The organism is Sphingorhabdus sp. Alg231-15, assembly GCF_900149705.1.
Classification (GTDB): Bacteria; Pseudomonadota; Alphaproteobacteria; order Sphingomonadales; family Sphingomonadaceae; genus Parasphingorhabdus.
Genome location: NZ_LT703001.1, coordinates 2,848,372 through 2,872,323, shown reverse-complemented (window position 1 = coordinate 2,872,323; position 23,952 = coordinate 2,848,372). Strand labels below are relative to the sequence as shown.

Sequence of the window (23,952 nt, the reverse complement as noted above, 5' to 3'; positions counted from 1 at the left end):
CCTTCGATCAATCGATGTCGCTTATCAAATTTTCAGATCATGACCAGCGCGAAAGTGAGACCCCTTGGGAGTGGGCGGGGTCTCACATTTCGCGCGGGTGACTTTGCTCGCCTAAAAACTAAAGCGAGCAATAAACGTAAAGCGTCGGTCATTGGAGAAGTAAGAGCGCGGTGTCAGCACGCGATCCCCAAATCCGGACCCGTCCGGTGCATCGACCTGCGCTCGGGTAACCGTCGTTTCATTCAACAGGTTCACAGCCTGCACGCCGATTTTCACATGTTCATTGATTGTGTAGAAAATCGATCCATCAAGCTGTCCTGAAGCGTCCTGCCAGATTGGCGAGAACGGGAAGATCACGTCTCGCGTTGTGAGCAGGTAACGCGACCGCCAACTATAAGCCAAACGCGCTGACACGCCATATTTGTCATAAAGCAGGGCGGCATTGAAGTTATGCTTGGACAGTCCCTGCAATGGTAGATTGTTGATCGTCGGTGCAGGTTGCACACCATTGACAGCAGTCGGATTCAAGTTTGAATTCGGAATTTCCGAAGAATCAATAAAGGTATAATTCCCTTGGAAACCGAACCCAGATAAAGGTCCGGGTAGGAAGTCATAAAATTGGTTGTAAGCCAATTCAAATCCCTTAACCGTACCGCTACCGTTGTTAAATGGCCCTGAAACCAGCACATCGGTTGTCACACCAGCACTATTTGTCGCCGACACGATTTCACTACCCGATGTTATCACATTTTTTATATCTTTTAGAAAAAGCGATGCCGTCACGGAACCAGTCGCATTAAAATAATACTCCGCCGATAGATCCCAGTTGGTTGACTCAACTGGCCGAAGATTTGGGTTACCCACGTCCGCTTTAAACAATGGACCATTCGCCAGATCGCCACCGCCAACAACCAGGTCAGTGATATTTTGCTGCGCCACGAAGAAGTTTCGGGTCAAGCCCAGTTCCGGGCGGCTGATTCCTTTTGATACACCAAAACGGAAAATCAGTTCATCGGTAACGCCCAGTTTCAGATTGAGACTAGGCAACCAGTTTGTGAAAGAGCTCTGTTGCGTATCCGGTATCGCAACGCCATCGGCAAAAGCAAATGCGAGCGCCTGTCGTTCGGGTGAAAGCAGACAGAATTCATCAGGTGCTGGTGTCGGAATTGAACAGTCACCGGAAAAGACATCCCCTTGTGTCGGGGTCTGGAATGCGCCGCGCGTCTGGAACTTGGTGTTCACATAGCGCAAGCCAATATTACCATCTAACCGCATTCCTCCAAAGATATCATCGGAACCAAAGTCGAGGCGCAAATAGGTAGCGAATGTTTCTTCCCTGGTCTCGTTGATTTCGCCTTGCGTAAACGGTCCACCATCGACGACATTGCCACGCTGTGCCAATGGTCTCCAGCCAGGATTGGTCCACAAATCATTGATGCTAATCAAGTCCGCTATGGTCGACCCGTCACGATAACCCGAGATAATGTCACCACCATAATATAATGCAGCACTTGGCTGACTAACATCACCACGCTGAAAGTTCGGGAACGCGAAGGTTTCTACTGGACTTCCGGTAACATCGCCAAAGAAGACCGGACCAGTCGACCCGTTCCAGATCTCACTCAACACACCCCAATTGTAAACGGAGAAACGTGTTGTCTGATCGCGGGTGGAGAAACGACCACCAGCGCTTATTTTGCGCAAGAAACTGTCATCATCAAATTCATAATCAACATCACCGCGGAATGCGAATTCATCCCCTTCACTATCTTCCAGATGATCCATGGCAGCACGGTAATAACTGTGTGTAGGATCAGCGAAGTAATCCGCAATATCTGAACCATCAGGCGTTGGAGCGCTGAACCGAACATCTGGAATCCCGCCCGCATTGATATCAATGGCAGCGTTAGCAAACGTACTGCCAAAGATTGAAAGATCGAGATTCTCGGTCGTCGATTCAATATATTGAGCATCGAAATTAAACGACAATCGATCAGTAGGATAGAATTTCAAATTTAGTGAAATGTCCTGAGTGGTTGTCTCTTGATCGACTGAACGGCGCCCAGTGGTATGTTGAAACCCGTTCAAAGGAATACAATTGTCGAACTGGCCCGCCGGACAGTTAGCTGCTGAGCGCCAACCCGCCGTATCGGTTAGGAAGCCATCCGTAAATTGCCCCGTTTCATCGAAACCAAATGTTGTCCCTGGAACAGGGCGCGTTGTGAAAGACTGATCCGCAGCGGTTTCAAAAGTGCGCTCGGTCCATGCCTGCTTTGCTTCAACCCGCAGAAATTCAAACGTCGCCTGAGCATCACCTGCATTGCTTTCCCATTGCAAAGCACCACCGTAGGACTGACGTTCCCGATCAAAATCCTGGGATCGTACACCTGCGCCGCGTGGTACCAGCACCGTGCGTGCTGGGTCGAGGTCATCACGGAACGTGTAGTCCGTAACCTGAGTGCCGTTATTGCGTGAAAATAGCTCGGAACGCGAATAGTTGAGCATCAGGCCGATGTCGCCAATACCACTATTCCATACGTTGCTTGCAAAAATGGAATAGGTCGGCGACCATTTTTTGCGCAGATCGCCATAATTGCCTTCGATAGAGCCTGAAAGCACCAGTTCGCGTTTATCAAACGGCTTACGCGTCCGCAGATCCACCGAACCAGCAAGACCACCTTCGATCATGTCCGCAGTTTGCTGCTTAAAGACATTAACAGCGCCAAGAAGCTCTGGCGAAACATCATTAAATCCAAGCGCTCGGCCATTGTTCGCCGAGAATGTATCGCGACCATTTAGCTCTGAACGAACAAATGTCAGTCCGCGAATAACAACGCCGGCACCTTCGACAGAGAAATGATCCGGATCGTCCGCAGCAGCGAACCGGCTTATTGAAATGCCGGGAATACGTTGCAGGGTTTCTGTTACCGAACGGTCTGGTAACTGACCGATGTCTTCAGCAGTAATCGAATCAACAAATGTGTCCGCCGTTCGCTTGATTTCTTGAGAGGACTTGATGCTTTGCCGAATACCGGTGACGATAATCTCATCATCGGCTCCATCCTGCTGCTCTGCGCCAGCATCTTGCGCCAATGCCGGCTGCGTCGCCACACAACAAAGCGCAATGGCAGAAACCGATGACAGGATTTTACCTGGCCGCATCGTGCCCGCGTTCGCCTCTACAGCTATAAATTTCTTCAAAATACCCTCCCCATCTACAACCCCGGATCGACTTTTTAGCCATCAATTCCGGCGGCCTTGGCACTTATTACACCGTGCTCGAATCTTTATGACAAGCTTGTCATTTGCTGTCTTCCCTCGAAATGACAAGCTTGTCAATGGCGGAATGTAAGGATATTCATAAAAATGTAATGGATCAGATCGAACGTTGCCATTCGGCAACAATTGCTTCTATGTTGTCGTTGTTGGATGATCGGGGCCAATGCCAGTCTTCCTGATGCGCCGTTTAAGCGAAAGAAAATGCAATGCAACATGAGGCAGGACAGGCAATTGAGAATATTGTTATTGTCGGTGGAGGCACTGCTGGTTGGATGACTGCAGCAGCTCTTGCTCACAAGCTATCAGCGACAGGTACAACCATTACTCTGATTGAATCAGCCGAAATTGGAACTGTTGGTGTCGGCGAAGCAACCTTGCCGCATATCCGCTTTTTCAATCAAACCCTGGGCATTGATGAACCCACTTTAATGGCCCGAACCAGCGCAACATTTAAACTGGGCATCGAATTTTGTGACTGGGGTAAGATTGGCGATCGCTATATCCATCCCTTTGGGGACTATGGCGAACAAATTGGTCCAGCGGCTTTTCATCACTATTGGACTCGCATGCATGCGTCCGGCGAGCGGCACAAATTGGATGATTATAGCTATCCGGTGCGTGCTGCCGAAAATGATCGCTTCATGCTTCCCGATCCCGATCCGAGTTCGATCTTCTCCACCTTCTCCTATGCGTTTCAGTTTGATGCCAGCCAATATGCGGCGTTCCTGTCAGACTTTGCACAAAGCAAAGGGGTTCGAAGGATTGAAGGAAAAATTGTTAGTACCGAAACTGATGGATTAACCGGCAATATCGCTTCTGTAACCCTGGAAAACGGCACCGCTATTGAGGGCGATCTGTTCGTCGACTGTTCGGGTTTTCGAGGCTTGTTGATCGAACAGGCATTGCAAACAGGCTATGATGATTGGAGCCATTATCTGCCTTGCAATCGTGCCATCGCCGTTCCTTGCAAAGCTACTGAATCAATCGGTCCCTATACTAGAGCTACGGCACGAACCGCGGGTTGGCAGTGGCGAATTCCTCTACAGCATCGGATTGGCAACGGTCATGTCTATTGCGATCAATATATAAGTGATGATGAGGCTACGTCGCAGCTGATGGATAATCTCGAGGGCAAGGCGCTTGCTGATCCTCGCCAACTATTTTTCAAGACGGGCAAGCGTCGGAAATTGTGGAACAAGAACTGTGTGGCTATCGGTTTGTCAGGGGGGTTCCTGGAACCATTGGAATCGACCAGCATTCATTTGATCCAGAGCGGCATTACGTATCTGATCGAGCTCTTTCCCGAGAAGCAGTGCGACCGTTCAGATGTCGACGAATATAACCGGGTGATGGACCTGGAGTTCGACCGCATCCGCGATTTCCTTGTGCTTCACTATGTTGCCAATCAACGTGACGATGCGCCAATGTGGCGGGACTTGCGCAATATGGAGTGGCCAGAAAGCCTGAAACAGAAAATCGACGCCTTTAGACGCCGTGGAATTATACCGGAATATGCTCACGGGCTGTTTCTTCCGGCCAGTTGGTTGGCCGTATTTGCAGGTCAGAATATCATCCCTGATGCCTATGATCCCCGAGTCGACAAAATGTCAGCAGAAGAGATCGCAGCGCGATTCAGTTTGCTTCGGGAAAAAATATCCAACGCAGTCGACAATACAGGAGAGCATCTGAACTTCATCCAATCTTATGGCGCGGCAATAAACGGCGGTTCAGAAACGGTCATGTCTTGACTGAAAACAGTTCCCTCTCAACGATCGCCATCATTGGATCCGGTGTCGGCATCTGGTCAATGACAGCCTTGCTCGCGAGAATATTACCACCCGATATCAGTCTTTTGGTTATCGAAGATGAGCAAGATTCAGCTACCGAACCGGCCGGTCACGCGATTACCATCGATTGTGAAAATATCTTTCACAAAATGGTCGGATTGAGTGACGCGGAGCTCATATTGGGCTGTGATGGCAATCTGTCTTTGGGAACCCAATTCTCCGGTTGGCAAGGCGATGGAAGCCACTTTATATCCGCGCCTTCGGGAAAACTGCCGGGAATAAATGGTGTTGCCTTCCATCACATCGTCTTGCGCGCTGCAATGGCGAGAGGCGAGCCAGAAAAGCTGCCGGAAATATTTTCTTCCTTTCGCTTTGCTGCACGGGCAGCCTCTGCCGGAAAGTTGACCCATGGATCGAGCGATCCGCAGTCACCGCGGACAATGTTACGACCACGCATGAGCCTGGATGCGCGGCTCTATAACATATTACTGAAAGAAAAAGCTCTGGCAGCGATGACTATCGAGCATCATCAAGCCCAGATAACTGGGATCAAAACGGCCAATAATAGCGACCAAATTCGCCAAGTGGTTTTATCTTCAGGCCAACAGCTAGAAGCAGACCTGTTTGTCGACGTGAGTGGAGTGCTCGCCTCGGATTCGCCGGATAGCCGCATCGTCCCGTTATTGCCCTTCGATCGAATGATAAGCGGTCAGTATCAACGAACAGGCCAAGACTATCATCCGGTGCCCATTGCGCGATGCCTTGACGACGGAGTTGTTTTTGAAACAGCTCTCCGCAACAGCGATTGTAAGACGCTAATTTTTGATTCGACACGACTCAACGATCAACAAGCGAGAGCGCGTCTTGGTGATCAAGGTTCATCGGCCATGTTGTCGCATCTCAGCCAGCATCACATGCACAAACCTTGGTCGGCCAATATCGTTCGTGCTGGTCTCGCGGCCGGTACACTTGGACCCTATCTTTCTGCCGATATCCGGTTGCTACACCAGCAGGCGATTACCTTGTCGGGGCTGATCCCGATTTCCAAAAATATGGATGTAGAGGCAGACGAATATAATCGGCTGAATGCGATAGCCTTTGATCAGTTGCGCGATTTTTATGTACTTCCCTTTGTCTTGAACACACGTCCTGATGATCTTTGGAGAAAAACGCGAGATGCAGACCTACCTGAAAGCATGCAAATCCGTCTTGCTCAATTTGAAAGTCGAGGCCGGTTCGTAACCTTCGATGGCGAGGCTTTTGAAGAACAGGATTGGATCGACATGATGATCGGCTTCGGCCAAATCCCGAGGCGCCACGATCCAATGGCTCAGACGATCGATATGGCTCAGGTCGGACAATCTTTGGGTCGGATGGTCGATGCCTTCAAACAAACCATCGATGCGATGCCTGCACATAGGGCCTATATGGACCAGCTTGTCACCGTCGCGATCAAGGATCAACAATCAGGAAACTCCACTTCATGAATACCAACCTATGAATGATAATCGCATCAGAAAAGTCGTCATTGTCGGCGGGGGCACCGCTGGCTGGATGGCTGCTGCAGCGATCGCTCATGTGCTGAAAAACGGCTATGCGGATATCACGCTGGTGGAATCCGAAGTCATTGGCACAGTCGGCGTCGGTGAAGCGACCATCCCACAGATTGTCAATTTTCAAGCTATGCTGGGTCTGGACGAAAATGAGTTTGTTGCTCGCACCAATGCAACTTTCAAACTGGGGATAGAATTCGTCAACTGGTCGAGCTCAGGCAGCCGCTATATCCACCCCTTTGGCAGCTATGGTATCGAGATGGAGGGCATTGCATTTCACCATTTCTGGCTGAAACAACGCAATATCCAGCGCGCACGCGGCGAAGCTGTCACACCACTTGCGGACTACTGTCTGCAGGCCGTTGCAGCCAAGCGCAATCTTTTCATGCGTCCTGTGCAAGCGCCCAATTCACCGCTGGAAAAAATCGCCTATGCCTTTCAGTTCGATGCCCTGCTCTATGCCAAGTATCTGCGCGAAATTGCCGAGGCCAAGGGCGTCAAACGCGTCGAAGGGCGGGTTGTTGAAGCCAATCTATGCAGCGACAACGGATATATAGATAAATTGGAGCTTGATGACGGACGAGAGATAGAAGGAGATCTATTTGTCGATTGCTCCGGATTTCGCGGGTTGTTGATCGAGGAAGCGCTGCAAACCGGCTATGAAGAATGGAGTCACTGGCTGCCCTGTGACCGGGCGGTTGCAGTTCCATGCGAAAGTATCGGTGATCCGGAACCCTATACACGTTCCACCGCCCATGCGGCGGGTTGGCAGTGGCGTATCCCGTTACAACATCGGATTGGCAATGGGCATGTATTCTCCTCCCCATTCATGTCAGACCAAGATGCTACAGATATCTTGATGCAAAATCTGGACGGCAAACCGCTAGCCGATCCGCGCATATTGAAGTTTGTCACCGGACGTCGGAAGAAATTCTGGAACAGAAATTGTGTCGCAGTGGGTCTCGCCGCCGGGTTCATGGAACCGCTGGAATCGACAAGCATTCATCTAGCCCAATCGGCAATTGCCAAGCTGCTCGCCTTTTTTCCACAACAGGAAATCAAGTCGGTGGATGTCGATATGTTCAACGCCATGACTGTCACGGAATATGAACAGATCCGTGATTTCCTGATCCTGCATTATCATCAAACGAAACGGACAGATTCGGATTTCTGGAATCATGTGCGGACAATGAATGTCCCGGATAATCTGAAACAGAAAATGGAACTTTACCGAGAAACCGGACGAATTTTCCGTGAGAATGACGAGCTTTTCACCGACACCAGCTGGCTAGCGGTTATGGAAGGACAGGAGCTGGAAACCGCCGCCTATCACCCGGTTGTCGATGCCATGGGTGAAGATCAATTGCAGGCACGCCTGAAAAATGTCCGCGATGTGATCATGAATTCAGCCAATGTCATGCCCACCCATCAGAAGTTTATCGACGAAAACTGTAAGGCCGCCATCTATGCCAGCTAAATCCATTGAAAAGATCGTCATCGTTGGCGGTGGCACAGCCGGATGGATGACTGCCGCCGCTCTGTCCAACGTATTTCGCGGATCGGCCATGCAGATAGATCTGGTTGAATCCGAGGAGATCGGAACGGTTGGCGTGGGCGAAGCCACTATCCCTGAAATCATGAAATTCAACGGCTTGCTTGGTGTCGATGAAAATGAATTCATGCGTGCAACACAGGCCACGTTCAAACTGGGTATCGAATTCCAGGACTGGCACAGACCGGGAGAGCGCTATTTCCATCCCTTTGGCGTCTATGGTCTCGACATGGAGGGAATTAGCTTTCACCATTTCTGGCTACGTGCAAAAGCCTCCGGCGATACGTCAGAACTGGAAGATTATTGTCTGGCCTGGCAAGCTGGAAAAGAAGGCAGGTTTGCGCGGCCATCCGGGCCGCCCAACTCACCCCTGTCGGGCATAAGATACGCCTATCATTTTGACGCGATACTCTATGCTAGGTTCCTTCGGCAATATGCCGAAGAGCGCGGCGTCCGACGCACCGAGGGGAAAGTCACCTCGGTTCAGCAACGCGGCAGCGATGGATTTATCGAATCCGTAACATTGGAAAATGGCCAGATCAAAGATGGCCAATTGTTTATCGACTGTACCGGTTTCTTCGGGCTGCTGATAGAGAAGACGTTGCAAAGCGGCTATGATGACTGGTCGCACTGGCTACCCTGCGACAGTGCCGTTGCCGCACCTTGTGAGCGAACAGGAAACCTCACCCCCTATACCCGATCCACGGCGCGGAAAGCCGGCTGGCAATGGCGTATTCCGCTGCAACACCGGGTCGGCAACGGCTATGTCTACTCCAGCCAATATACAAGTGATGAGGAAGCGCGGCAAACACTGGTCGATACGCTCGAAGGGCCAGTGCTAGCAGAACCCCGGCAATTGCGTTTCACAACCGGAAAGCGCCGTGAGATTTGGAAGAATAACTGCGTTGCCATCGGCCTTTCCAGCGGCTTCCTCGAACCTTTGGAGTCCACCAGCATTCATCTGATTCAGAGCGCCATTTCGAAATTGATTTCACTCTTCCCCACCGGCGATTTCAATCCGGTCGACCGGCAGAAGTTCAATGCGCTTATCGATCAGGAATTTGAAACAATCCGTGACTTCCTGATCCTGCACTATAATGCCACCGAGCGGTCCGATTCCGAATTTTGGAACCATGTGCGAACGATGGATATTCCGGAATTTCTGTCTGGCAAGCTGAAACTGTTCCGTCAGGCGGGGCGCATTTTTCGCGACGAAAATGAGATTTTCGCCGAACCCAGTTGGCTAGCAGTGATGACGGGACAAGGTATTTTTCCGGAACAATATCATCCGGTGGCCGGCGTAATCAGCGCCGAAGAAACCAAGCAGCGGCTCAACGCCATAAAAGACGTAATTGGTCGCGCGGCGGCGAGCCTGCCAACCCATGAAGCCTTTATTGAGGAGCACTGCAGCGCTCAAATGACACAAAAAACCGCTCCGATATCGCAAACTACGCCGGTGCGGGAAGAGGATCCGTTTAAACTATGATGCGCCCATATCGAGCACATAGACCTGCCCGATCTCAATCGTTTGCTTAGCACCTGCCAGCTGAAATCCGGCTACAGCTTGCCCCGCCGCCACTGTCATCGTCGCCCGCATTTTCGCTTCATACAGCTTCCAATTGCTAGCGATTTTTATGTCCTGATCGCCAAAGCCATCATAGGGCGCTTTGTCTTCATTGATCCGCACGCCCACAATGCCACTGCCGTCAGCGGTCTCGGCTTTCACCGCACGCGCCCAAAATGCCACGGTAATCATATTTCCTGATGTGATGCCCGTTCTGATTGGCACATTCACACCCATGTCATATTTTTGTGCGCCCTTTTTGGCGACTTTAAGCTGCATAGCGAATTGGCCCGGCGTTTCCGGCGCACTGACCTGTTTTGGCTTCTTGCTGTTGCCGTAAACAACCCAATCCACGATCGTCGGATCGTTGATCAATGTGCCCGGCAAGGCATCGTCTATTGCCTGCAGCACGGCATTGGGCTGTTTCGCTATGGCTGTACCAGCCACTAGAAATATTGCGCACAAGGCAATGACGGAATTGCGAATGATCATGACTGAACTCCCCTGCATGATTTATGTTCTTAGCTTCCCGAAAAACGGACCTTTTTTGTAATGTTGGCTCCCGGTGCCACGCTGCCCGGCTGACCGGACCCGATGCTATACTCAATCGTTCCCTGATAGGCTTTGCGCGAACCGTCGCTATCGACAAAGCGCAGCTTATTAGGCGCGATGGTGAAAGAGACTATTCTCGATCCACCCGCTGGAACAATAACGCGGTCAAACTTCACCAGAGTGCGGAGCGGTGCATCTGCTTCACCATTACGGCGGGAAGCATAGACCTGAACCACTTCATCGGAATCCATCTCGCCCTTGTTGGTCAAAGTCACACTGAGGGTCAGCGGTTTCGAAGGATCATGTGTTTCCGGTACCACCAGATTTGAATAAGCAAAGCGCGTGTAGCTTAGCCCGTGACCAAATGGATAAACGGGCGTTCCCGTAAAATATTTATAGGTCCGGTTTTTCATAGAATAGTCATTGAGCGGCAACATCCCGCCCAGATCCTTGTAAAAAGTTACGGGTAAACGGCCTGCAGGGCTATAGTCCCCCAGCAACAATTCAGTCACGGCAAGACCGGTCGCTTCTCCTGGATAGAAACCTTGCACCACGGCTGGCAGGTTTTTGTCTGCCCAAGACAGGTTGACAGCACTACCGGAGAAATTGACCAAGACAATGGGCTTACCGGTCGCCTGCAGCTTTTTGAGCAGCGCCAGCTGTTCCGCTGGCAGGTCGAGAGAGGTTCGGTCTCCTCCGACGAAGCCGGGGACATCAACTGACATTTCTTCACCTTCAAGCTTTGCAGAAAGGCCGGAGAAAAACAGGATCACATCCGATTTATCTGCCGCAGCCATAGCTTCAGCCGTCAGGTCACGGTCTAGATCGAGCCATTCCAGCCGCGCCATCGGTTCGATCACATTATTGTGCCATACAGGCGCCATAGACAGGCTGACCTTGATCGCGTGCCGTTCGCCTTTGGTGAGTTTGACACCGTCCGTTGCCACTTCCTTACCATCGATTTCAACCTTCAGATCCGGTCCGAACCGATAGCGGCTGGTACTCGCTGGGCTGATATATCCCTCCCAGACTGCGGTGAATGCTTCATCAATCTCGTCTGTGGCTGGTGATCCTTTCCATTCAAAATCGATCGTTTTCTCAACTGCTTCGCGGGCAGGCTCTCCTTGAACTTCTTCGCCTTTGTAGTAGCTTGCCTTAATACCAGGCGCGAAACCATCGCCATCCCGATGTGACAACACCGCAGCTGGAACCGGTTGATAATGGGTGAACATCGAGCCGCCAAGTGAGCTGCCCGGAGCATAGGCGACGTTGCCGTTTCCGAACCGGGCTTTCAGGCCTTCCAGAGCCGTGACCGGACGCACCGGCTTGCCATGATAGTTGCCGATCAGGACATCAAAATTATCGGCATTGGGTCCGATAACTGCAATCTTCCTGTCGGCTTTCAACGGCAAAATGCCGTTGTTTTTTAAAAGTACCAGAGATTTGCGTGCCGCTTCTTTGGTAAGAGCAAGATGCTTTTCTGATCCCACAACATCCATCGGGATAGAGGCGAAGCTGATCTCGTCCGGATTATCAAACATGCCGAGCTTAAACCGGGCGGTGAAGATGCGTTTCAAGGCGCGGTCAATTGTCATCTCATCGATCAAGCCTTTCTCGACTGCTTCTGGCAGGGCCGCATACACACTGCCTTCACCATCGCCGCAAACCAGTTCCGTTCCCGCCTTTACCGAGATCGCTGCAGCTTCAGCCTTGGTCTTCACAAAATCATGATGTTGTGGTCGATGGATATTACCGATGGCCCCGCAATCAGAAACGACAAAACCGGAAAAGCCGAGTTCTTCGCGCAATATATCTTGCATAAGAAACTCGCTCGCACATCCAGGAATACCGCGCACAGCGTTATAGACGCACATCGCCGAGGCCGGATTGGCATCAGCAATGGCGGTGGCGAAAGCCGGCAAATAGGTCTCGTACAGATCTTTGTCGGTCGGGTTATAGTCATCTGTATGCCGCGTGGTTTCAGGACCACTATGCACGGCATAATGTTTCACGGTCGCAACGGTTTTGAGATATTTGGGATCATCCCCTTGCAAACCATTCACGAAATTGACCGCCATACGCCCAGTCAAATAGGGATCTTCACCATAAGTCTCTTGCCCCCGCCCCCAGCGTGGGTCGCGGAAGATATTGATGTTCGGTGACCAGAATGTCAGACCGGTATAGATGGATGCATTGCCGCGCTTCAGAAAATCATGGTGTTTCGCGCGCCCTTCATCGGAAATGGTGGTTGCGATACGCAACATCAGCTCTTCGTCAAATGTCGCTGCCATTCCGATGGCTTGCGGAAAAACCGTTGCTTCTCCAGCCCTGGCAACACCATGGAGGGCCTCATTCCAGTAAACATAAGCCGGGACACCAAGCCGCTCAATCGCCGGCGCCTTGTCATACATTTGTGCCGCTTTTTCTCCCAGTGTCATACGCGAAATCAGGTCGTCGACGCGCTCTTCAATGGATAGAGACTGATCTTGAAATGGGAAATCAGCGTTAGAAACCACATCAGCAGAATCACTGATCTGACATCCCGCTAAAGCGAGCCCAAGCGCAATTGAGCTGATTAATTTCTTCATGACATCCATCCTAAATCGAAATTTTTGCCCTTATGTCATCGTTGTCATTCGAGAGTCAAAGAATTATTTTGAGCCGGCCGCCGCTTCGACTTTTGATCAGATATCGCTTAGACCACCGACCAGAAAAGCTGCTATTTTCCGGTCTCGTTCCGCCGAGCTGGGGCCGAGAACACCCCGGATATGCTCCGGAAGATGGTCTGCTGCCTTACTCGCATCCTCTCCAAAAACATAGTGATCGAACAACGCTCGCCACGCCTGTTTCTCATTAGATGGCAGGTCGCGAATGGAAAGCAATCCATGCGCCACTGCCGCAAGACCAGCGCCAGCAGTTTCATTGGCCCACCAATAGTTGACCAATACATTAAACGGGTCAAAGGACTGAACAAAATGCCACCATAGCGACGGAATATAGATGGCGTCTCCCGGCTCCAAATCCGCGACCAACGCATGGTTCATCGCTTCGCGATATTTGGGATAGCGTTCAAGATCGGGCGCAGTTGGATCAACCATACTTGCCGGTGGACCTGCCATCGTCACTTCGAACGGTCCAACGTAGAGATTCTTCACTTGTTCGGGCGGAAAGAGTAAAAACCGGCGACGCGCGCGCACAGCAACTGCGATATTTTCCGATGCATCAAAATGCGGTGCAACACGGGCCGCATTCCCTATCCACACCCGCGGCGTGACAGCAGGGTCGAGCAATGGCATCGGATTAGCTGCGGCAAATTGCGGAAACAATTCGGCCGATTGACCGGCGCCAGCATAGATGTGCATGGGCGACGGATCATCGCTAATGTCGAGCAGCTTGGCGATGACTTTCTTGATCGCAATTTCGCGTCGCTCAAAATTGAAACCTCGCATATCCTCGCGGTAAAAAAATCGCCCGGCCATTTCGGGCTTGCCAAGATAGGTCATTACCTTCGCATCACTGGCGAGCCCTGTCAGATAGGAGGCAATATCGTCAGTGGACCGCACGGCCGCCTGGGTGGCGGGCCAATCTGCGGCTAGCCCCTTCAATATCAATGGTTTGCCGGTTGGCCGGATTTCCGTATCGAATATATGCCGCGTCACAGCCTCGCGCGATTCCAATGCCTTGGGCGCGACCAACTCAACCATTGCAAGCCCTTTCCATATGATCCTAGCCAGCATCCAAATTTGACCCACAAAGGTCTAGCAGTTCAATCATAGAAGTAAAAGACAACGTTGACATTATTCTCTATCCCGTCCTATCTTCGTGATCGCGGTCGCCGTTTCGTTCCGATGCGGCCCTTAAGGCAAACGCCAAAACCTGCGAATGGAGAGAACCTGCTAGCCCATGCCACATGCCAGGCAAAGACTGCGATATTTGATCATGCTGGCGGCAGCCCTACTGTCATCCTGCACCATGTCGCAGTCTCCTAACGCTTCATCCGCGCCCACTGAAGATTCGCGCATTAGCCACGCCGCACAGCTCTATACAGTCCGTCATGAGCTGCAGTCGGACTTTGCCACGACTCTGCGGCGAGTTGCAGCTCTCGGCTATCAGGAGATCGAGCTCGCTGGGCTTTTCGACCAGGATCCTGCTCATGTGCGCTCCATGACTGACGCGCTGGATTTGCAAATATTGGGATCACATATCACCTGGAAGCGTCTGCGAGATGATCCAGATGGACTCATCGAGGAAACACGCATTCTGGGCGCCGAATATATGATCCTTGCGTGGCTACCGGTTGAAGAGCGACAGACGTTGGCCCAGTGGGAAACCTGGATCGAGATCATCAACGATGTTGCCCGCCGCGCTCATCAGCAGGGCATCCGTTTTGCCTATCACAACCATGAATTCGAGTTTGAACCAATCGATGGCATCGAGCCCTATGACTTGCTGCTCGCTGGCGTAGATCGCCGCTACGTTTCATTCGAACTTGATCTCTATTGGTTGACGTTCGCGGGACGTTCCCCTGAGCCATATTTTCAAGCCTATCCTGGCGGATTTCCACTGATTCACGCGAAAGACATGGACGTGCAAACTACCGCCATGGTCGATGCTGGCGATGGACGGATCGACTTTCCCGCCGTGCTGCAGCAGTCGGAATTGGCGGGCATCACACATTTGATCGCTGAACATGATGTCTCATCCGATCCCTTCCGAACATTGCGCCGCAGTCTTGCCTATTTTCAATCCTTCCATTCCCAATCGCCGCCTGTTCAAAGGAGAAGATAATGAATCGCAAAAAGCTAGTGGCTATCACGATCTGCGCTGCCCTTACATTCAGTTCCGCACTCGCCACAGCGCAAACCGACAGCCTACCGGTTGGCCGCTGCGTCAATATGGGTAATCATCTCGAACCACCACAGGAGGGGGATTGGGGACGCAAGATTGCCGATAATGACTTTCAGATCATCGCGGCCGCCGGTTTTGATACAATCCGTCTGCCTGTCCGCTGGTCAGCGCACGCCGATGAAAATTCCCCCTACACCATTCGAAAATCTTTCATGAATCGCGTCAAGCATGTCGTCTTCTTGGCTCGAGAAGCAGGACTCAATGTGATCCTGGACGACCATCATTATGAGGAACTATACAAGGAACCGGCCAAACATGCACCGCGTCTCGCTGGACTATGGACACAGATTGCGGCGGCTTTCGCCAATGAACCAACTGAGCATCTCTGGTTCGAGATTGAGAACGAACCTCATGATCAGCTAACTCATAAAAATCTGCTCGCCACGCTGCAACCTGCATTGGCAGCCATTCGCGAAACCAATCCTGATCGACCGGTTATTATCGGCGGAGAGCTATGGAGCGGAATCAAATCCCTGGCCACATTACCGCTGCCAGATGATCCGCACATCGTCCCAACCTTTCACTATTACGACCCTTTCCCCTTCACTCATCAGGGGGCGACCTGGGTTGATAACCCGCCACCTTTGGGCAAAAAATATGGCGGCGAAGAAGATCAAAAAGCGCTTGAAGACGACGTTCAAAAGATCCGCGATTATATCGCTCGTACAGGAAAAACACCGTTTATGGGCGAATTTGGCGCCATAGATGCTATCCCGGTTGCCGAGCGGGTCCAATATCAAAAAGCGGTCCGGACCGCGTTTGACGCTGTCGGCATTGGTATGTGCGCCTGGGCTTACACCAATACCTTTCCGCTCTATGACAGCAGAACAAAAAAGTGGTTGCCCGGAATGCTCGATGCCATGGGCTTGAAAGACAACTAGTTTTCTGAATCAACAAACCCGAAAAGCGGAATCGACGGGAACGGTGTAACCCGTTATGCCTTACCGGCGAATACCAGAAAATCATTCTATTCAAGCGGGCTAAGGGAAAACCGACATGGCGAAGAAACTATTACTGCTAGCGGTCATCGTAGCGGCGATATTTGCATTTTTTTACTATGATCTCGGGTCCCAACTGACTCTTGAAAACCTGAAGGCACAGCAAGACGCCATCGATGCCCAATATCGAGCCAATCCACTGCTCATCATTGGTGTATTTTTTCTGATCTATGTTGCAGTCACAGCCTTGTCTATTCCTGGCGCCGCAGTGATGACACTCGCTGCAGGAGCGTTGTTTGGCGTTTTAGTCGGGACGATTATTGTCTCCTTTGCGTCAACCATTGGTGCAACCATTGCATTTCTCACATCCCGCTATTTGCTGGGCGACTGGGTTGAGAGTAAATTTGGCCAGCGGCTCAAAAATATCAATGAAGGTATCAAGCGCGATGGCATTTTTTACCTAATCTCGATCAGGCTAGTTCCGGCCTTTCCATTTTTTGTTGTGAACCTGCTGATGGGCCTCACCAAGATGCGGGTGTGGAAATATTTCATCGCTAGTCAGATTGGCATGCTTGCCGGCACTATCGTTTATGTGAATGCAGGCACTCAGCTGTCGCAGGTGAACTCGGTAGGTGAAGTCTTCTCTCTCTCGGTCATCGGTTCCTTTGTCCTGTTGGCCATATTCCCTTGGATTGCCAAAGGGATTATCGGGTTTGTCAAAAACCGGAAGGTTTACAAAGGCTGGACCCGACCCAAAAAGTTCGACCGTAACCTGATCGTCATTGGAGCGGGCTCAGGCGGACTGGTATCCTCACTAATCGCTGCGACGATCAATGCGAAGGTCACTTTGATCGAGTCTGGGAAAATGGGTGGTGACTGCCTGAACTATGGCTGTGTTCCATCAAAAGCACTTATCAAAAGCGCAAAGATCGCCGAACAAATGCAGCATGCCGATCGCTATGGTCTGACGGCCACCAAGCCGGTCATCAATTTCAAGAATGTGATTGCCCGGGTTGAAGACATTATCAAGACGATTGAACCGCATGATAGCGTAGAGCGGTTTGAAGGCTTGGGAGTCGATGTCGTGCAGGGCTATGCTCGGTTGACCGATCCCTGGACGGTTGAGATTGAGCGCAACGACGGTGATATTCAGACGCTGACTGGCAAGGCTATTGTATTGGCAACCGGAGCCCGACCGTTCGTTCCGCCATTGCCTGGATTGGAAGATACCGGGTTTCTGACCAGCGATACGCTATGGGAGGAAATGGCCAAGCGTGACAACGTTCCGGAAAAGATGGTCGTTCTTGGCGGAGGCCCGATCGGCTGTGAGTTATCGCAATCCTTCGCGCGTCTGGGCAGCAATGTCACCCTGATCGAGATGGCAGACAGGGTTATGGGGATAGAGGACGAGGATGTGTCCGAAATCGCGTCCAAAGCGCTGGCTGATTCCGGTGTCACACTACTCTGCGGCCACAAGGCTCTACGTACCGAAATGCAGAATGGCGCCAAAATGATCATCGTCGAGAATGATAGCGGTGAACAGGCTCTTCCCTTTGACGACTTGCTGATCGCTGTTGGTCGCGCCGCCCGGCTTGAAGGTTTTGGTCTTGAAGAGCTTGGGGTTGAAACAGATCGTACATTGGTAACCAACGAACATCTGCAGGCCACTTTTCCGCATATCTATGCCGCAGGTGATGTTGCCGGCCCCTATCAGCTAACCCATAATGCCTCGCATCAGGCATGGTTCGCGACAGTCAATGCGCTGTTCGGGCGGTATAAAAAGTTCAAGCCGAGTTACGAATTTCTGCCGTGGACGACTTTTCTCGATCCAGAGATCGCGCATGTTGGCCTCAACGAACAACAGGCCGAAAAAGAAGGCATCGAGTACGAGGTCACAAAGTATGGCCTTGATGATCTTGATCGCGCCATTGCCGAAAGCGCCACTGAGGGCTTTGTCAAAGTGCTGACGCCGCCAGGCAAAGATCGGATATTGGGAGTCACCATTGTCGGCCAGAATGCCGGTGAATTGCTCACCGAATATGTCCTAGCCATGAAACACGGGCTAGGCCTTGGCAAGATCCTCGGCACAATTCACACCTATCCTACCATGGCGGAAGCGAATAAATTTGCCGCTGGAGAATGGCGCAAGAAGCACAAGCCGGAATGGGCACTCAAATGGCTGGAGCGCTATTTCAACTGGGCGCGGAGCTAGGCCCAAGAGCTACTAAGTTTACAGAGTGTACAAGGTCCCTTTGAGGGTTTCGCGCAAAGGCGCGAACAAAATTCAACCGGATCATAATATTCAAAACTGAAAAAGAGTCGCTCTGAGATTACTGCAGTTCATAGCTTGTAGGAAAGCGGATAGTACCCGCCGGCGAGACTCAACCGCGAAAGCTAAGCCATGCCAACACCGTGCGCTGAAGCACCGTCAAAACGCATAGCCCGGCAAAAATATAAGCCAGCGTGGCGAAATATCCCGGGAATAAGCAGATGATCAGGAAGAAAGCGATCGTCTCACCTCCCTCAGCAATTCCGGTGCTGTAGAAGAAGCTCTTCTCACCATGGGCGCTGGTTTCCACCCCTTGCTCGCCGGCGGTAACGGCAAAGGCGAGAAAACTGATCCCGGTAATCGTGAACGCGGCTACCAGCATCAGGGCAGGTAGTAGATTGACCGGATCAGCGATCCCGAATGCCAGTGGAATCGATACGTAAAAAATGAAATCGCAGACGATATCCAGATAGCCTCCAAAGGCCGTCTTCTCCGTTGCTCTCGCAACAGCACCGTCAAGGCCGTCCAATAGCCGGCTCAGCACTACCAGTGCCAGAGCCCAACCATAGTGCCCCTGGGAAACGGTATAAGCCCCGCCCAAGCCAAGACCGAGACCCAACAGGGTTATGCTGTTGGCCGTGAGTCCCATCCTAGCCAAGCCCCGACCAACCGCATTAAGCGGAGGATCTATCAGCGGACGGATCTTGGCGTCAAACATTGCAAGCAGACCTCATACCCATGTGATAATCCCGATCACCGCGCCGGTCATCGCGGTGGCACAGTTGCCGGCAAACCAGCTTTTCATGCCCAGACCTGCCACTTCTGCGCCGCGTTCGGGACATAGAGTACCGATGGTCGAGATGATTAGTCCGACACTTGCCAGATTAGCGACACCGCACAATGCATAGGTGACGATCAATAGTCCTTTGGCGCTAAAAGTATCAGCCGGCAGCGCCGCCAGCTCTAGATAAGCGACATATTCATTGAGGATTGCTTTCGTTCCCATCAACGATCCCGCTGCGGCCGACTCTTCCCAAGGCACCCCAATCATCCACATCAGCGGAGCGAATATCCAGCCGAAGATTCGTTTCAAGGTCAGTGCTTCGCCGCCAATCAAGGGCAAAACAGAGAGTATCTGGTCGATCAGTGCAACGAAGGCGAAGATCACTATGATCACCGCTATAACGGCTAGGAAAAGCTGTACGCCATCCATCGTACCCTTGATGATAGCGTCAAAGCTGTTGTCATATTTCAAGCCGGGTTCCTCCCGGTCTACCTTGGTATCGGACCGTCCAGGCACCATCAGCCGCGAGAGCAGGATGGCCGCTGGCAGAGAGATTAGCGAGGCGGAAATCATATGTCCCACCGCATTGGGTACGGTCTTTTCCAACGTGGTCGCATAGAGCACCAATATCGCACCGGATATCGTCGACATGGCCAGCACCATGATCGTGAACAGCTCGGCCCGGCTCATCCGTTCGAAATAGGCGCGCACGGCCAATGGTGACTCGACGACCCCAAGGAAGATATTTGCACCGCCGCTGAGTCCCACGACACCGCTCACTCCCAGCGTCTTTTGCAAAGCCCAGGAAAGGCCTTTGACGATCAACTGCAAAACCCGCCAATGCCACAGCAAGGCTGCCAGCGCCGAAAAAACGATCACCAGCGGCAATATCTGAAAAGCGATGATCAGTGGCGGAGCGGCGCCCTCCTTCAGAACAAACGGTAGCTCGGCGCCGCCGGCATAACCGAACATGTAGCTGGAACCGGCTAAAGTCGCCTGTTCAATCGCCTGCACACCCTGATTGGCGAGGCCGATAATATCCCAGATGACAGGAATGCGAACAATCGAAACGGCAAGGATGAACTGGATGGCAATCGCCCCTGCAATCCAGCGCCAGCTTGGCCGATCCTTACGATTTTCCGACAATGCCCAGGCGACGGTCAGGACAAAGGCAATCCCGATAACGCCCTGAAACTGGCTTAATATATCAAGCAATAGCGATCTTCCCCGTGCCGATGCATCAAAGCACCATCATGGCGGAAAATTACCAGAGCGCCAACCGGCTTTTACACCGTCAACTGTTGGCGGCAGCGACAGCTCCCATCATCAATTCCTGATCCTTGCGCGTTGGATTGCCGCGCAGGCAGAGACCGCCATTAACCTGCAGATTTTCGCCGGTCATGTAACATTCGTCGCTGGCGAGGAAAACAGTCGCCGCTGCAATATCTTCACTGGTACCGATACGGCCCAGCGGATAACGCGCTTCAAAGGATTCCACCAAGCCTGGCACCTGATCAACACCAGCCGTCATAGGTGTGCGGGTGAGGCCCGGTGAAATGCTATTGGCTCTTATACCGCGCTCACCAAATTCATGCGCAATGCAACGGATGATGTGATCGGTTGCGGCCTTGGTACCCATATAGGCCGCATGATCATTCAGCATGATCGTCGCCGTCGCCGAGCTGATTTGAATAATCGAACCACCACTAGGACCGTTAGCGCTCATCGCTTTGATCATCGCCTGATAAAATTGGAACGGGCCAACCAGCTGCAGGGCTGACATCATCTCGAGTTCTTCGCGGGTATTTTCCAGAAACGGCTTGAGGAAACCAAGGCCGGTTGCGTTGACCGCAATATCAACGCCGCCCATTTTGCTGGTCGCGGTTTCTGCAAGGGCATTGACTTCATCTTCGTTCGTCAGATCACACAGCGCATAATGGCCACCCAACTCTCCCGCAAAGCGTTTCAGTTCGTCTTCCTTTCGGCCAGCGACCAGCACATCGGCACCTTCATCGCGCAAACGTTGCGCAATCACCTGCCCCATATTGCCCGCGCCCGCTGCGCCCAACACAATGGCTTTTTTACCTTCAAGACGTCCCATGTTTCGCTCCTCAACCTATATGATCCTTACTGGTCCAATATTAACCGGACACCGTCCCGCCGCCACTCTCAATATGGCTATCCTCGCTGGAAACTTTGACCAAAGAAAAGGCCGGGAACAGCCCCCCAGCTGTCCCGGCCTCTTGTGATCAACGGGAGAGTTGATCAGAACTTGAAGCTGGCCTCCACAAAGACCTGGCGGCCACGGTTCTGGGTTACGACCAGATCATCGCCGACGCCTGGCTCAAGGAATGGACGACCGCCGCTGGTATTGATCCAGATTTCATCGGTCAGGTTCACGCCTACCAGTGACAATTTCCATGCCCCATCAGGATCACCGACCGAAATTGAACCATCGATCGATACATAGCTGTCTTGCTTGAGATCAGTCAGTGAGTCCTCGTTGGTGAAATAGGAACCGCTATATTGCAGGTTGCCGTTCAACCCGAGTTCAAAGGCATCACTCATTGGGATCGACCAGTCAAAGGCAGCGTTGGCTGCAAATTTCGGAGCGCGTGCCGCTGCCCGACCATTGATATCCTCACCCGATGTCGTGACAAACGGCGCGGTGAACTCGGCGTCGGTGTAAGCCAGCGAACCTGAAAGGTTCAAGCCTTCAACCGGCGTCCGCCAAGCCCATTCCACATCAACACCTTGGCTAGTCAGCTGACTGGCGTTGAAGGTCTGGAACTGAATGGTCGTCGCATCGAAATTCTGCACCTGCAGATCATCGAACACATAGTAGAATACAGATGTATTTAATGTAATCGTGCGGTCCGCAAATTGCGCTTTGACGCCAACTTCTCCGCCAAGACCTGTTTCCGACTGATAGATCAATGCGTCGGCAGTTGCCTGTCTTACCGCCGGATCGGGATCATCAAAACCAAGCAAGCTTGAAGATGGCAATGCGCTATTATCGATCCCACCAGATTTGAAGCCGGTTTTAAAGGCTGCATAAATGTTAATATCATCCGTAGCCTGATATCTGAGCGAAACTTCCGGCGAGAAATTGCTATCGCTGAAACGAATTGGTCCCGAGAAGAATCCGCTGTTAATAAATGCCGGTCCGGCAGCCAGAAATGTATGAACATAGGGCACTGTGACCGTGTTCACTTTTTTCTCGTCGGTCCAGCGGAGACCACCGGAAAGTTCAAGTTGATCCGTCAGATCAAGTGTGACGCTTCCGAACAAGGAAACTGCTTCGGTTTTCGTATTGTGTTTCTTGAACCAGTCATAGGTGTTACCAGTCACTGGATCGGGCCCAAGAAATGAGATATTGACCCCCTGTTGCGAGGTATCAAAATCAATTTCGCGGCTTTCATAAAAAGCGCCGACCATGAAGTTGAACATACCGTCAAAGTCACTTGATACACGTAGTTCCTGTGTGAATTGCTCGGTCCGGTTGCGTGGATCACTACAACCAACCCCAGACGGCACGTTACCGAACTGACCGACATAACCATAACAATCTGTATCGACCGCATCGAGATTGAGATAACCGGTAACCGAAGATAACGTCAGCGAATCTGACATATCGAGGTCCCATTTCAACCGACCGAAGAACATATCGGTTTCGCCAAATGGAATGCCATTTTCAAAACGTCCCTCACCGGCGGACCCGGCAGGCACACCTGACCGCAATGCCGCGGCAGCATCTGTATGATGATAGAGACCATCAGAATCGTTACAGTCGGCATTGGATGGGATAACCACCCCGCCCCCGAGCAGGAAGATAGAATCCGCCACACCATTGGGGCCGCAATTGATATCCGAATGCGCGATCGCACCGTCATTTTCATTCTTGATGTAATTGAGTTTCAGGTTCGCGTTGAAATTATCAAATGGATCCCATTGAAATGTTACCCGGCTAACGAAATTCTGAAGACCACGACTGGTCCGAACGGAACCATTAGGGTTGAACGCCGCTGTGCCGGGCGCAAGATCCACATAGTCTTCAATATTGTTAAACTGTGCCGCTACCCGAATGCCCAACGCGTCGGAGATGGGGCCAGACACATAGCCACTAATCGTCGTGCCATTCTCTTCAAACTCCTGAGACGCTTTTACACCCACTTCCCAATTCGGTGTCGGGTTGGCGGACCGGACCGAAAACACACCGGCCGATGCACTTTTCCCGAAAAACAGCGATTGAGGGCCTTTCAGGACGTCAATTTGTTCGACATCAAAAAATCCGGCCTGAACCAGACGCATCGTACTGACCTGAACGCCATCAAAGTCGAACGCGACAGCGGAGTCGAACGAAGCGGAAATATTGGATGAACCAACCCCGCGCAAACTGATCTGACCGCCCGAACCGGAACCACCGACCTGAACGTTCAGTGCAGGAACCCGGCTCACAACATCGGCAATTTCATTGACCTGGAAATTTTCGAGCGTATCGCCGCCAATGGCGGTCACCGTCACCGGCACTTCCTGCAATGTCTCCGTTTGTTTACGTGCAATGACCGTGATGACATTGCTGTCATCATCTTCAGCAGCATCCTGCGCATGAGCCGGAGCCGCAACACCGGCGAAGGCCAGGCTTGCCGCAGAACCCAAAAGCAATCCGCGCATGGATTTTGTCGCAAAGATACTATTGTGGCGTTTAGATTGTTCAGTCATTACTCTCTCCCAAAATTCCCGGGTCGCAGACCTGGGCCTCATCC

General features: G+C 51.8%; 15 protein-coding genes. 7 read left to right on the top strand and 8 right to left on the bottom strand.

Annotated features, from left to right (window positions below):
* Nucleotides 1-111 precede the first annotated feature (111 nt).
* Nucleotides 112-3,201 (bottom strand): TonB-dependent receptor, encoded by a 3,090-nt coding sequence (locus DG177_RS14085; RefSeq protein WP_337658855.1) that lies wholly within the window; start codon nt 3,199-3,201, stop codon nt 112-114.
* Nucleotides 3,202-3,485: 284 nt separating this feature from the next.
* Between DG177_RS14085 and DG177_RS14080 the strand changes: the two genes are divergently transcribed.
* Genes DG177_RS14080 through DG177_RS14065 form a run of 4 tightly spaced genes read left to right on the top strand, consistent with a single transcriptional unit; the run spans nt 3,486 to nt 9,657 of the window.
* Entirely contained in the window at nt 3,486-5,027 is a 1,542-nt protein-coding gene (locus tag DG177_RS14080) for a tryptophan 7-halogenase (protein WP_108812062.1), read from the top strand.
* The gene (locus tag DG177_RS14075) at nt 5,024-6,553 is read left to right on the top strand and encodes a tryptophan 7-halogenase (protein WP_108812061.1); all 1,530 of its coding nucleotides are present in this window, start codon (nt 5,024-5,026) and stop codon (nt 6,551-6,553) included. The genes DG177_RS14080 and DG177_RS14075 overlap by 4 nt, the downstream gene beginning before the upstream one ends.
* 10 nt (nt 6,554-6,563) lie before the next feature.
* On the top strand, nt 6,564-8,096 hold the full coding sequence (locus DG177_RS14070; protein WP_108812060.1) for a tryptophan 7-halogenase: 1,533 nt from the start codon (nt 6,564-6,566) through the stop codon (nt 8,094-8,096).
* A complete protein-coding gene (locus tag DG177_RS14065) occupies nt 8,086-9,657 on the top strand; it encodes a tryptophan 7-halogenase (RefSeq protein WP_108812059.1) in 1,572 nt (523 codons plus the stop codon). The genes DG177_RS14070 and DG177_RS14065 overlap by 11 nt, the downstream gene beginning before the upstream one ends.
* Here DG177_RS14065 and DG177_RS14060 read toward each other — a convergent pair.
* The 3 genes from DG177_RS14060 to DG177_RS14050 form a co-directional block, all read right to left on the bottom strand.
* Nucleotides 9,652-10,227: a hypothetical protein gene (locus tag DG177_RS14060; protein WP_108812058.1), complete on the bottom strand. Its 576-nt coding sequence runs from the start codon at nt 10,225-10,227 to the stop codon at nt 9,652-9,654. The genes DG177_RS14065 and DG177_RS14060 overlap by 6 nt on opposite strands.
* A 29-nt stretch (nt 10,228-10,256) precedes the next feature.
* Nucleotides 10,257-12,875 (bottom strand): glycoside hydrolase family 3 C-terminal domain-containing protein, encoded by a 2,619-nt coding sequence (locus DG177_RS14055; RefSeq protein ID WP_108812984.1) that lies wholly within the window; start codon nt 12,873-12,875, stop codon nt 10,257-10,259.
* A 96-nt stretch (nt 12,876-12,971) separates the two neighbouring features.
* Nucleotides 12,972-13,991: a cupin-like domain-containing protein gene (locus DG177_RS14050; protein WP_108812057.1), complete on the bottom strand. Its 1,020-nt coding sequence runs from the start codon at nt 13,989-13,991 to the stop codon at nt 12,972-12,974.
* A 199-nt stretch (nt 13,992-14,190) separates the two neighbouring features.
* Here DG177_RS14050 and DG177_RS14045 point away from each other — a divergent pair, with 199 nt between their 5' ends.
* The 3 genes from DG177_RS14045 (at nt 14,191) to DG177_RS14035 (ending at nt 18,345) form a co-directional block, all read left to right on the top strand.
* Nucleotides 14,191-15,075: a TIM barrel protein gene (locus DG177_RS14045; RefSeq protein WP_108812056.1), complete on the top strand. Its 885-nt coding sequence runs from the start codon at nt 14,191-14,193 to the stop codon at nt 15,073-15,075.
* Entirely contained in the window at nt 15,075-16,076 is a 1,002-nt protein-coding gene (locus DG177_RS14040; protein ID WP_337658853.1) for a glycoside hydrolase family 5 protein, read from the top strand. Before DG177_RS14045 ends, DG177_RS14040 begins: the two co-directional genes overlap by 1 nt.
* Before the next feature lie 115 nt (nt 16,077-16,191).
* Nucleotides 16,192-18,345 (top strand): FAD-dependent oxidoreductase, encoded by a 2,154-nt coding sequence (locus DG177_RS14035; protein WP_108812055.1) that lies wholly within the window; start codon nt 16,192-16,194, stop codon nt 18,343-18,345.
* A gap of 169 nt (nt 18,346-18,514) precedes the next feature.
* On the opposite strand, the gene DG177_RS14030 is transcribed toward DG177_RS14035, so the two are convergent.
* From DG177_RS14030 to DG177_RS14015, 4 genes are all read right to left on the bottom strand, one after another.
* Nucleotides 18,515-19,120 (bottom strand): CDP-alcohol phosphatidyltransferase family protein, encoded by a 606-nt coding sequence (locus DG177_RS14030; RefSeq protein ID WP_108812054.1) that lies wholly within the window; start codon nt 19,118-19,120, stop codon nt 18,515-18,517.
* Between the two features lie 12 nt (nt 19,121-19,132).
* The gene (locus tag DG177_RS14025; RefSeq protein WP_108812053.1) at nt 19,133-20,401 is read right to left on the bottom strand and encodes a nucleoside transporter C-terminal domain-containing protein; all 1,269 of its coding nucleotides are present in this window, start codon (nt 20,399-20,401) and stop codon (nt 19,133-19,135) included.
* Between the two features lie 79 nt (nt 20,402-20,480).
* Nucleotides 20,481-21,287 (bottom strand): SDR family oxidoreductase, encoded by an 807-nt coding sequence (locus tag DG177_RS14020; RefSeq protein WP_108812052.1) that lies wholly within the window; start codon nt 21,285-21,287, stop codon nt 20,481-20,483.
* Nucleotides 21,288-21,451: 164 nt separating this feature from the next.
* Nucleotides 21,452-23,908 (bottom strand): TonB-dependent receptor, encoded by a 2,457-nt coding sequence (locus tag DG177_RS14015; protein ID WP_337658852.1) that lies wholly within the window; start codon nt 23,906-23,908, stop codon nt 21,452-21,454.
* Nucleotides 23,909-23,952 lie beyond the last annotated feature (44 nt).

What these genes read in the sequence shown, in the direction of transcription:
- DG177_RS14080 (WP_108812062.1), top strand. Translation starts at nt 3,486, where the DNA reads ATGCAACATGAGGCAGGACAGGCAATTGAGAATATTGTTATTGTCGGT.
- DG177_RS14070 (WP_108812060.1), top strand. Translation starts at nt 6,564, where the DNA reads ATGAATGATAATCGCATCAGAAAAGTCGTCATTGTCGGCGGGGGCACC.
- DG177_RS14065 (WP_108812059.1), top strand. Translation starts at nt 8,086, where the DNA reads ATGCCAGCTAAATCCATTGAAAAGATCGTCATCGTTGGCGGTGGCACA.
- DG177_RS14060 (WP_108812058.1), bottom strand. Translation starts at nt 10,227, where the DNA reads ATGATCATTCGCAATTCCGTCATTGCCTTGTGCGCAATATTTCTAGTG.
- DG177_RS14055 (WP_108812984.1), bottom strand. Translation starts at nt 12,875, where the DNA reads ATGAAGAAATTAATCAGCTCAATTGCGCTTGGGCTCGCTTTAGCGGGA.
- DG177_RS14050 (WP_108812057.1), bottom strand. Translation starts at nt 13,991, where the DNA reads ATGGTTGAGTTGGTCGCGCCCAAGGCATTGGAATCGCGCGAGGCTGTG.
- DG177_RS14045 (WP_108812056.1), top strand. Translation starts at nt 14,191, where the DNA reads ATGCCACATGCCAGGCAAAGACTGCGATATTTGATCATGCTGGCGGCA.
- DG177_RS14040 (WP_337658853.1), top strand. Translation starts at nt 15,075, where the DNA reads ATGAATCGCAAAAAGCTAGTGGCTATCACGATCTGCGCTGCCCTTACA.
- DG177_RS14035 (WP_108812055.1), top strand. Translation starts at nt 16,192, where the DNA reads ATGGCGAAGAAACTATTACTGCTAGCGGTCATCGTAGCGGCGATATTT.
- DG177_RS14030 (WP_108812054.1), bottom strand. Translation starts at nt 19,120, where the DNA reads ATGTTTGACGCCAAGATCCGTCCGCTGATAGATCCTCCGCTTAATGCG.
- DG177_RS14020 (WP_108812052.1), bottom strand. Translation starts at nt 21,287, where the DNA reads ATGGGACGTCTTGAAGGTAAAAAAGCCATTGTGTTGGGCGCAGCGGGC.
- DG177_RS14015 (WP_337658852.1), bottom strand. Translation starts at nt 23,908, where the DNA reads ATGACTGAACAATCTAAACGCCACAATAGTATCTTTGCGACAAAATCC.